This is a genomic window from Pseudomonas sp. P5_A2_2 (assembly GCF_054177685.1).
On record NZ_JBGCUL010000083.1, the window covers coordinates 1 to 11020 of the forward strand.

At 53.6% G+C, this 11020-nt stretch carries 8 protein-coding genes; 4 read left to right on the forward strand and 4 right to left on the reverse strand.

Translation table 11 applies throughout. The features are described from left to right. Positions 1-1525 (reverse strand): Mu transposase C-terminal domain-containing protein (locus ACXRVY_RS08920; RefSeq protein WP_458237266.1); only part of this gene is annotated, 1525 nt, incomplete at its 3' end. A 293-nt stretch (positions 1526-1818) separates the two neighbouring features. Here ACXRVY_RS08920 and ACXRVY_RS08925 point away from each other — a divergent pair. Continuing rightward, positions 1819-2697 (forward strand): hypothetical protein, encoded by an 879-nt coding sequence (locus tag ACXRVY_RS08925; protein ID WP_457265854.1) that lies wholly within the window; start codon positions 1819-1821, stop codon positions 2695-2697. Here the strand turns inward: ACXRVY_RS08925 and ACXRVY_RS08930 are convergent. Both ACXRVY_RS08930 and ACXRVY_RS08935 read right to left on the reverse strand, forming a co-directional pair. Further along, entirely contained in the window at positions 2694-3140 is a 447-nt protein-coding gene (locus ACXRVY_RS08930) for a DNA-binding protein (RefSeq protein WP_457265855.1), read from the reverse strand. The genes ACXRVY_RS08925 and ACXRVY_RS08930 overlap by 4 nt on opposite strands. Positions 3141-4759: 1619 nt before the next feature. Next, positions 4760-5848: a site-specific integrase gene (locus ACXRVY_RS08935; protein WP_457265856.1), complete on the reverse strand. Its 1089-nt coding sequence runs from the start codon at positions 5846-5848 to the stop codon at positions 4760-4762. 78 nt (positions 5849-5926) lie between these two features. Here ACXRVY_RS08935 and ACXRVY_RS08940 point away from each other — a divergent pair, with 78 nt between their 5' ends. The 3 genes from ACXRVY_RS08940 (at position 5927) to ACXRVY_RS08950 (ending at position 10534) form a co-directional block, all read left to right on the forward strand. Further along, on the forward strand, positions 5927-6799 hold the full coding sequence (locus ACXRVY_RS08940) for a DNA-binding protein (protein ID WP_457265857.1): 873 nt from the start codon (positions 5927-5929) through the stop codon (positions 6797-6799). A 367-nt stretch (positions 6800-7166) separates the two neighbouring features. Next, complete coding sequence (locus ACXRVY_RS08945) at positions 7167-9782, forward strand: AAA family ATPase (RefSeq protein ID WP_457265858.1); 2616 nt, start codon at positions 7167-7169, stop codon at positions 9780-9782. 425 nt (positions 9783-10207) lie between these two features. After that, complete coding sequence (locus ACXRVY_RS08950) at positions 10208-10534, forward strand: hypothetical protein (RefSeq protein ID WP_457265859.1); 327 nt, start codon at positions 10208-10210, stop codon at positions 10532-10534. A gap of 176 nt (positions 10535-10710) precedes the next feature. Here the strand turns inward: ACXRVY_RS08950 and ACXRVY_RS08955 are convergent. Next, the coding region (locus ACXRVY_RS08955; RefSeq protein WP_458237267.1) for a helix-turn-helix transcriptional regulator at positions 10711-11020 on the reverse strand (310 nt) is incomplete at its 5' end.

The following is an 11020-nucleotide window of genomic DNA, read 5'->3' on the forward strand; positions in this document are numbered from 1 at the left end:
CTAAAGACACTTGTGGTACACGCACATACACCCCTTCGATATTGACCCATATTACGGTCAAATCATACGGATCGAACTTTACGATTACCTTGCCTCTTCCTTGGACTCGATTTAATTTCGGCGTGTAATATCGCCTAGTATTGAGTGTTATTCCATTGTTTCTCACGGGTTTTATTTTTTCTGGTAAGAAATCTAGATACAGCGTTTGCGGATTTACGACCAATTCGGGCGTGGTGATTTGCTTTTCGCGAAACGCCTGTTCCCATGCATCTTTTGGGGATTTTTTTAACTGAGAGTGAACAGTGCCGTGATAGATAAGCACTTGTCCTGCGAACCAGGTGCAAAATTCTTTAAACGTTAAAGCAGAATGTTTTTCACTGTCATAGTCACCGCGCTGCTGTATGTTGGAGAAGGTAGTTCCTGGTAGAAAATGTACTGCAGAGGTCATGAAAGTCCCGATCAAACGTTCAATATGACCGCCCATATGCTTTTTGCCAATGATTCGCCACTCGGGATTTATTTTATATTTTCGCAATGTCGCTTCAAGTATCGGAGATCGAAATTCAGCTGCGTTATCCATCAATAATCTTTCGGGAAAGCCAAAATATGGATAATGATTTGATTCGCTAGCTAACTGAAAATAACCACTGCTTTTAGGGAGGATTGCCATTCCCATTGTTTGCTGAACAGAAATTAGTGAAGGGGCAAACATTGTCAGGTAATAACCTAGGATGACGCGCGTGTGCACGTCTATAATTACTGTGAGCCAAGGTCTTCCTATAACTTTCGTACGATCATGTTCTGCGCGAAGTATTAAATCTACTCGTGTGTGGTCCATTTGTGCTACTTGAAGAGGGCGGTCTGTAAAGACGATGCCGGGACGAGATTGATAAATCTGATTCGTCGCATCACTGCCATGTTTTTTTTGAAATATTTCTTTTTCATCTATGCTCTTTATTATTTTTTTTACAGTTGCAAGGCTTGGGCACATTAACCCAAGTGCATGGCATGCACTTTGTACTTGTCGCCATACATTTGCGTACGAAGCTGATCTTCCGTGATAGTGTTTGTCATAGCATTCTTTAATAACGTGTATAGTTTCAGTATCAGTTCGCATACTGCCTGGTTTAGGGCCGGGATTATTTTTTATTAGTGTGACAGGGCCTAAGTCTGGGCTGTATCTTTTAACGAGTTCATAGAATGCGCTTTTTTTAACGCCTAACAATGCCGCAGCGTCTTTTGCCGTATGTAATTTATTAATAAATAATTCAATAACGGATGATCTTTCGCCCGCTAGTATCATTTGCGAGGCGCTGCGCTCCGTTATATGAGTTACGTTACGTTTATTGTATTCAGCGCTGTCGCGAGACTGTGGGATAGGTTGGATATTCGCGAGATCGACTACTGATACAGTCCCAATACCATATTCAGTGACCGTCACATTACCCTGCGGTCCTACCTCCATTACTACTGCTAACTTACCATTGGCCACCACAAGGTGACCGCACTCAATTGCGATCCTCAAAAATTTCTCCCTTTAGGGCCTTTACCTTTCAAGTTGATGCTCGGCACTAAATGTGTACGGTACGGTCCGTATTCACCGCACTGTTGATACTGGCCCCGTCGGCAAAATACTAACGATCGACCGTGCATGATTCCTAGGGTCCAACAAAAAAATAACTCGCATGTCCGAACTCAATAAATACGGGGGTTTGAAGCACGAAAAAGTTTGTGCGTTGGCGACGTGAAGAAAACCTTGATTTGGTACGGTGGATTACAGAATGATACTGACGCATTTTATGAGGAGGTGGCATTCAAATGGGGCGTAAGAACAAAACACCGTTGCAGGCGCTGAAAGCAGCGGTCTTAGCTCAAAGACTTACAGAACTTGCGGGCATCCAACCTAATGGTTATCAATTGGCACGTTGGTATGAACGGAGATTAGGACTTGCCCATGGTGCGCAGGAGAAGCGCTCATGGAACATGTTTTTAAAAGGCCAAATGCCTCAGAATGACAAACTGGCGATAATTGTCGATTTAGAGCCGAAATTGCGCGATTTATTGAACCATCCATTCTGGAAAATTATGGACGAATCAAGTGCTCACCTTGATATTCACCAAGTGCTCCAGACGGAGGTGTATCCAGCAAATAAATTATATTTGAGAGTTCTTTGGGATGACTTGAGTTTAATGCCTGTACTGGATCGCATCACGTTCCTAGTGGCCATGATAATTTCTCCAAAACCATACGAAGTTTGGACTGCATACATCACCGACTGGCTAGCTGAGAGCTATGCTCAGCTAATTTTAGAGCCGTTATGGAAACCCTTTGCTGATTATTTATTGGAAGTAGTGATGGTACGATGTGAAAGCAATCAAGCATTTTCCCCTGCACGATTATGTTCATCTATCAGTGCGGAAAAACTTCAATCGTGGAGCATTGTCTCTCAGGATTATGCGACGTACCAATCCGGCCAGGCTCCCACAGCATGGGCAGCGTGGTGCAGCGCCATCTGTCGCCTCAATTGGTCCGAGCGAGAATTATTTATGAAATATATAAATAATCGCGCCGCATTCCGTTCCGGCGACAAAACATCTCGTGAAAAGAAAATTTATAAACGAGTGCGCGACCTACGATACAGGCTCCTACAAAAAATTCCGAAGCTAACAATCTGCGTTTTAGATCGCTATGCTTAAGTTTTCGCCGTGACATTCAATGCATCTATGACCTGTCGTTGAAAATATTTCAATGAACTAAGTTCATTTTTTACCTTAATATTTTCTTGCTTCAGGTCTGCAATTATTTTACAAAGCTCTTCTATTAATTCTGGGTATTCCTTGGTAGCGCCATATTTGTGCAATGTTTCTAGCAGGCGAGCGAAATCGTTGTGCTGACTCCATAGGCTCGATGAATCCTGAGATTGGAATTGGTCATTGTTTATCTCCTCGTGAGATTTAGATCGTTCCGCGGATTGATTCAGCTCTTTAGATTTTAAAGCTCGTAGGTGTTTAACTATCGTGGTTTTTGAACCGTGATTACCCATTTCTGCACGAATCGCTTCCAGCGTCGCTTTTACACCTTTCCTTTCCAAGCTTATTAATGCCCGTTTAACCAAGGCTTCGCTAATAATGGGCTTCATGACCTAATCCACTACAAAGTTATAAAAGCAGCTTATCATATGCGCATTTCAGCGCGAGGGGGAACCGATATCTTGGCTGCGTTGATCCCTCGCGTCGTGATAACTAAATGTGCATCTGATCCAGTTCTGGGTGATGGCTAATGTAATGCATTTTAGCTGTTGCTGATGGAACAGTGTAACGCGCATGTTTCAGATTACAGTATCTCCTCTCTTTTTAGGTTTCTCCGATAACAGGCGTGCCCCACGCATGACTGGAATCACCTCTAAGCAGATGAAGCCCTGTTCGCGTTTCGAGGTAGCTGTTAACAAATGTACGCTCTTTTAATTTGAGGTGCGTAATAGTCATCTCGCGTTTGGGTTTTCGCCCGTAAGGATCTTAAGAGTCACCTTTCTGAGCTAAATGCTAGCAGCCTCGCGCCCAACAGAAGACTCTAGCTGACAACCTTTCCGCGCTTGCGAACGCCCTAGGCATTTAGAAATCTGCCAGAGATGTGATCGGTTTCCAGCGCAGCGACGAGCCGCCTGTGGGCTTACTGGCAGAGTTCTCGAGTACATTGCCCGATCCCGACTCGCTTGAACTACGCCGGCGGATCTGGAGGTTCACCAGAGACCCTGAGGTCGGGTTGCCTTCGTCGCATCTCCCAGGAGTGGTCGAATGGCTTCCAGCCTTGCAGTCCCGCCTTCGCCAGTTATTGCATTCGTTGCAGACCGACTTTGCTCTTAATCCTTCTGAGGGCTCGAATCGACGGCTGTCACGCGCGTTGCTTCCTGCCGGACCATTAGTTGAGGCGATTGAGCTGCGCGCAGCAGTTGGACCAAGGTTGCGAATTCAGACAGTGCATCAGGTCAAAGGTGAGAGCATAGACGCGGTGCTTTACGTAGCGAAAACGGCGAATGTGGAGTCCATGCTGGCAGGAGTGGATAGCGAGGTCGGCCGGATCGGCTACGTCGCGCTAACCCGAGCGCGCAATCTCTTCTGGTTGGCTGTACCCACGAATGCGCTCGCTAGACTACGGCCACGGCTCTTGGAATCAGGACTAAAGGAAATTGGGCTTGCCCATTAGGCCTTCGGGCCATCCCAGCGTGGGATAGCAAACGCAACTAAGCACTCCTTCATTGCAAACAATACGCAATGGCCATGGCTCCAAGTGTTCGCTACAGGGCGCGGGTAGCTTCGTTAAGCCCTGTTTTTAGTGCTTTTAGGGTTCAGCGGTTGCACCGCCGAATCAACCACGGTTGGGGCCGCTGCCTGAGACTTGTGTAATGACATTGGCCACATGCGCTGGACGCGACTGTTGTGGCACAGGACTGGTCTCGATTTTCGGTGCCTGCGCTGGAATTTTTTCGGGAATGCACGCTGACGGTCGGGTTGGATCAAGCAGTCTTCACGAGCAACCAAATACCAAGATGGTTTGGACCTCCAAGCTGCAGCACTGGTTTTGTCGTAAAACTCAGAGGCACGAATCGGTCCCTGCGTGGCAGCCATGATAGCCGTCTGGACGGCAGGTGCATCCTGAGCAAAGCCGGTCGCCATATTCAAGTCGACTACCGCATGCAGCGGAGTCTGAGGCGGTGCGAGCAAAGCTGGTGGATGATCTGGAGTCTGAGGTCGGCGGTATTCATTCATCTTCCAGCAAATGTGTCGCACGACTGGACAATAGGGATCCAGCTTGGAAATATCCCATAACCGTACTCACGCTGCGATGTTCGGTCATGGCCATTACCTCGCCGAGAGGCACGCCTTGGCGGCCAGCTTCAGTGACGAAGCCCGAACGCAAGCTGTGCGCCGCCCAATCCCCCTCCAGGCCGGCCAGTTTCGCCCGACGCTGCACAACGCGCGCGACTTGATCTGCCGATAAGGGTGTGATCCCAACTTTATTGCCTTTATACATCCGGCGAAATAACGGGCCGGTTTCGGCTGGAGCCACGGCCAGCCAGGCGGAAAGCGCTTGTGCTGCGGGCCCACGCAGTGGCTTTTCACGCCGCACACCGCCAGTGTCGGTTTTGGTCGTACCCAAGGTGTACAGCCAGGTGTCGGCATCGAGTTGGCGCACATCACCGACTTGCAGCCCCACGACTTCCGAGCGCCGTCGGCCGCCACCGCTCCAGGCCAGCAGGAGCAGGGCGCGATCCCGCACCCCGCGCACGCCGTCGTCGTCGCAGGTGGCGAGCAGGGCCTGCAACGGCTCAAGCACGATCGCGGTTTTCTTGCGTACGTTCACGCCCTGGCGCGACTGGGCTTTGCGTGCCTCGCGCAGCAGGGACTTCAGCGCCGGCGCCTCGCTCGGGCTGTCCCAACCGTTGAGTCGGTGCCATTTACCGAGCACTGAAAGACGGTGACTGACCGTGTTGAACGCCAGCGGTCCCACCTTGGCCTTGACCCGGGCGGTGACCAGTGCCGCGTCAATCGATGGCGGCAGCAGGTGGGCCCAGCCGCCGTGTTCCAGCGGCCGCGCCAGATGATCGAGCACAAACTGCACGGCCACGGTAGCGGGCAGTGGCGCATCGCCCAGTGCCTGGCCGTAACGCAACTGCAGCCAGGCCGACCAGTAGGCGAGGGCGCTGCGGTAGCTGCGTACCGTGTTGGCCGCGGTACCGGCGGCGATAAAGGCCGCCGCCGCTTCCTGGGCGTTGAGTGCCAGAAAATGCGGGTCCAGCGGGGTTTCGTCGATCAGGGGCAACTGGTCTGTAATATTTAATACGTTCAACGTACAATAAATCCATATTCTAGAAAATAAGATCGGATAACATTCTATTATCAGACCTAATATAGCGGGAGATGAGCCATGGCAGTAGGGGTGCCGGAACACGAGGTGTTTGCCGCCGCGGATGCGGTGCTGGCCCGCGGCGAACGCCCGACCGTAGAGCGCGTGCGTTTGGAACTGGGACGCGGCAGCCCGGCGCGGGTCGGTGGTCTACTCGATCAATGGTGGACGCGTCTGGCCGAGCGCTTGAGCGGTGAGACCCGTCTGCCAGCATTGCCCGCAGAGGTGTCACAGGCTTTTGTGGCGGTGTGGCAACAGGCGATTCATCTAGCCCAAGGTGTCGCCGAACAGACGCTGAGCGAACAACGCCAAGTGCTGGCCGTCGAACGCGAACGGGTGGCGGCGGTCGAAGACCAGGCGCGCCTAGACGCGGCGCAGTTTCGCCAGCAGGCGGCGGACGCCGTGGCCGGGCGCCAGGCGGCGGAGTTGCGCCTGGCCGATCTGGAACTGCTGTTGGCGCAGCGCCAGGCGCAGATCGAGGACCTGCAGCAGCAGCGTGAAGCTGTGTTGCACGAGCGTAGCGAGGCCCAACAACTGAACCAGGCGTTGCAACAGGATCTGCAGGAGGCGCGGCTCAAGGCCGAGCAGGAGCGCGTGGCGCAGGAGAGCTACGTACGCGGGGTCGAGGATCGTGCGCACCGCGAGGTCGATCACGCCCGGGAGGAGGGTAAGGCGATGTCGGCCCGGCTCAAAGAAACCGGGCGGCACGTCGAGCAGTTGCAACGGCGATTGGAGTCGATACAGACCGAGCTCAGCCAAACCCAGCAACGTGCCGCAGCGCAGCAGGCCCGCGCTGAAACACTGGAGCAGCAGCTGACTCAGCTACGCCAGGCTGCCGCGACCAAGCGCAAGCCAAGATCCCGGAAGCCCGCAGCGACAATGTCCGATTCCTGAGGGTTAAGTCGGCATCCTCGGGCTGATAAAAAGCAAGTCGATGCATTTAGTTGTGTTGCATCGACCGGTTGAATCCACAGCCAATAGCTGTCCTTCGCGGAGTTCGGTTTCGGGTCGGAAACTGCCGGTTGAGAGAGCGACCGACGTGCTCGCCAGATGGAATCTTGGTATCTCGCACTTGCTCCACCTACTCATCGAGAGCAGCTGATTCTTTGTGTGCGGAAGCAGGACCACCATCCCATACAGTCAGGTTGTCACAACGCGACGGAGTTGCGCGGGCGTCGTCATCCAGACTCAGAGCTCGCCGGCCACCAGGTAGCGACTGGTGCACTATCCTTACAACCTCACGGACTTAGAGAGGTAAGGCATGGCTATATACGAGGAAGTACTGGCTTGGTCGGAAAGGCTGCCGCCGTGGCGCAGCGACGCCTTGCGCCGTTTGTGTGTCCAGGGTGACTGGATTGATCAGGATCTTGTCGAAATTCTCGATCTCGCTAAGCAACACCATGGGGTGCGAAGCGCATTTCTGCCGGTTCTTCAGCCTGTCCTATTCGCCGCAGACCATTTCCCCGCCGAGGCGAATCGGGACCACACCGTCGTATTGCAGTCCCTGCATTCACTTACTAACGTGGGGAAGATCCCGAACAGTCAGGCTCTGAACTTCCAGCCGCATGGTCTCACCATCGTGTACGGCGGAAACGGCACGGGGAAGTCCGGTTACGCACGGGTGCTGAAGCAGGCGTGCCGTGCCCGGAGCCCAGGTGCTGTCTACGCCAATGCTTACGCTGCGGATTACCAGCAACTCATACCAAGCGCTGCTATTGACTTCGCGCTGGACGGCGCCGCCGAACAGACGACCTGGAGCAGTCATCGCGATAACGTACCGCAGCCAGAACTCCGGGGCATTTCCGTTTTCGATGGCGACTGCGCTCGGCATTACCTCCAGTCACGAGAAGCTGCCAACTTTCAGCCATCTGCTCTGACTTATCTCCAGCAGTTGGCGAATGGACTCAATCAGGCTCTGCGCCCCGCGCTACAGGCTGAGATCACGGGCCTTGCAACAGACACGACACCGTTCAGTGTCATTCCGTCCGACACCGTTGCCGGACGGGCGGTGCATCCGATTGGCCCAACCACTGATCTGACGCGAGCGCGTGAATTGGCTACGCTCGCCGATGATGAGCAGGCAGAGCGTGTACGACTTCCGCAGGAAATCAGCGAAGCGGACCCAACTGCCCGGGCCTCGCTACTTGACCATGCTGCAACGCGGGTCGATGAATTGGCCAGCCTCATCGCTGTGGTGGCCGGCGTAGTGTCTGAAGAGGCTATCGATGCCAAGCACCAGGCACATCGAGCCGTCGTTGAGGCTGAGACAGCTGAACGTGCKGCGTCCGCCATGTTGCAGGCAGGAGATGCTACACAGCTACTTCCTGGAACGGGGCAAGGTCCTTGGGCGTTGCTATTCAACGCTGCTCGTGAGTACTCGTCCAGCACTGCTTATCCAGGACAGGCCTTCCCGGTCACCTATGACGATGCAGTCTGTGTACTTTGCCAGCAAGAGCTCAGTCCTGAAGCGCAGGACCGCTTGCAGCGATTCGATCACTACATTCGAGACCGGGCGGCGGAGACTGCTCAGGCTGCACGCAACGCTTGGCAGCAGATCGTTCGAGAAGTCGGTCCAGCAAGTGTCGACTTCACAGTTGCCCCTAACATGCTGGAGAGCCTGACGGCGCGTGTGCCAGCGCTTCCGGACGATATCCAGACCTTTCAGGATGACTTGGTCGCCCGACTTCAGTGGCTCAAAAGAGCGGTGGCTACTGGGGTATGGCAGGACTGTCCTGGGTATCGTGGAGCGAATCCGGTGGCGTCGATCACTCAGGTTGCGGAAGTACTTCGCGTAGAGGCGGGCCGCCTGCGCGCAAACATGGACGCAGAGGCCTTAGCGGCCAAAAAGCTACGGTTGAAAGAGCTGGAAGCGCGGCAGCTACTTTCCGAGCATATCGAAGGCATAGCACGGGTGATTGATAACCTGGCCCACAGGGCTCGGCTCCAGAATTGCCTAAATGACATTGCAGCCACACGGCCGATTAGCGTGCTGGCTGGCCAACTGACTCGGACTTACATCAGTGAGGCTCTGGCTGGACGCATGAACGAGGAGCTCACTAGGCTGGAGCTTAGGCACGTTGAAGCTGGAGTCAGCTCAGCCGGTGAGGCCGGGGCAGTTCGCCTGGGAATTCAGCTGTTGGACTGCCAGCTTGCCCCGTACCAAGTGTTGAGCGAGGCAGAGCAGCGTATGTGTGCGCTTGCCTACTTCTTTGCTGAGCTTCACCAGTCGGGATCGACTTCCGGAATCGTTTTCGACGACCCGGTCTCAAGCCTCGACCACAGCCATCGAACCGCCGTCGCGCAACGAATTGTCGAAGAGTCCGCCAACCGGCAAGTCATTGTATTCACACACGACGCTGTATTCTTCGGTGAACTGTTAACGCTCTGCCAAGATGCGGGTCTGGCACCTGAAGTGAGGTCGATCAGCTACCGGGCGGAAGGCCCTGGCTACGTCGATTCCGGTTTGCCGTATGACATGCGCCGGCACCGCGAGCGCATCGCGCAACACCGTCGTGACCAGCAGCAAATTGCAGCAACCTTCAACACCCCTCCCGGAGACACTGAGCGGTATGCGATCCGTAATGCATACAGTGATCTTCGCGTGACGATCGAAATCGGTATCGAGGACACGATACTCAACGAAACCGTTGTCCGGTTCCGCGACGGAATTTCAGTAGGCCGGCTTAACGGAGTGATGGCTGTGCAGGAGCAGGAATTTCGTGAAGTGCAACGCCTGCACGACCGATGCTGCCGCAATGTGAGCGCGCATTCACATGCGGCCGGCCAGCAGCGTCCCGTAACACATCCTGATGAGTTGCTTGGGGATATTGAGGCCGTGAACACGTTGTTTACGCGTATCCGAAGCCGAAGGGGCTGAGTCGGCCGTTACGTGAGCATCTTCGCAGCGCCTGGCAACCTCCGGCGCGAGGCTGCTTACGACCCAGGCTGTGTGAAAACGTTTTTAAGCAGGATTGGCAGCTAGGACTCGAGCGAAAATCGCGATCCTACGCAAATTTTCGGGCTGCTGATAAACCAAACGCTGGCAGATTTTACGTAGCAACGCAGACTTCAAAACGGCGCATGTGTTTTCACACAGCCTAGACCCATTGCAGCCGTTCGCTAACGACTGCAAATGGCCGATAGCGGCTGGCTAAATCATAAGGCAGCGATCCGAGATTGCAGGGGACTAAGTCGGAAAGAATGAATGCGGTGTATGCGGCTTCCCGTGGGCAGTGTTTTGTCATTGTTCAGTGTCTACTATGCTTTTCTAGGTGGGTTTGTTTTGGGCTACGGGAGGTGATGATGAAGATCAAAGAAAAGAAAGAAGTTGAGATCGTGAGCGACATCCTGTGCGATGTCTGCCTCGAAAGCACTCGCGTCGAGGATTATGGCCTCCAATACGCCATGTTGCAGGCCCACTGGGGATACGGCTCGGCCCACGATGGTGAGCGCTATGAGATACACCTGTGTGAACGCTGCTTTTTCCAGACAGTTGCCAGCCTTAAGCAGGAAAGGCGCGCCCAAACGATGTTTAGTGAAAATGAAAAGGACAAATTAACTGATAATTTCGGCATGGTTGCAGCGGACGATTTCTTCAACGATGGCGGAAGCTCGACAGATAAACCGTGAACGAGACGACCAAGTTTACTCACCGATTTGGACACTTACGACTGACTCCTTTTGGCGATAGCTGCCTGTCGCGAAAGGCAGCTACCGACTGAAAGCAGGTGCTCGCTGCAAATCCGCTTGTTGTAAAAGCTGTCTTTCACCACAGGCTGCTCAATCGCAGGATTTTACGAATACGTTCACAGTCGACCTTTCATTCGATTCTGAAGCAACAAAGGCTGCCTGCTTAACCCCGATTGCTTACACCACTCCAGTGCAGTCACACCAAACCAGCGATGAAACGCACGCGAGAACGTGCTGACATCGGCGTAACCCAGCAGCTGTGCCATTTGCGTCAGGCTGATCGTCGGGACTTGCAGGTAATTGCGTACCAATTGCTGGCGTGTGTCATCCAGCAACCGCTGAAAAGACGTACCTGCTTGAGCCAAGTGGCGTTGCAAGGTCCGCGGGTTGACGGCCATGCAGTCGGCCACTCTTTCGATCGTCGCA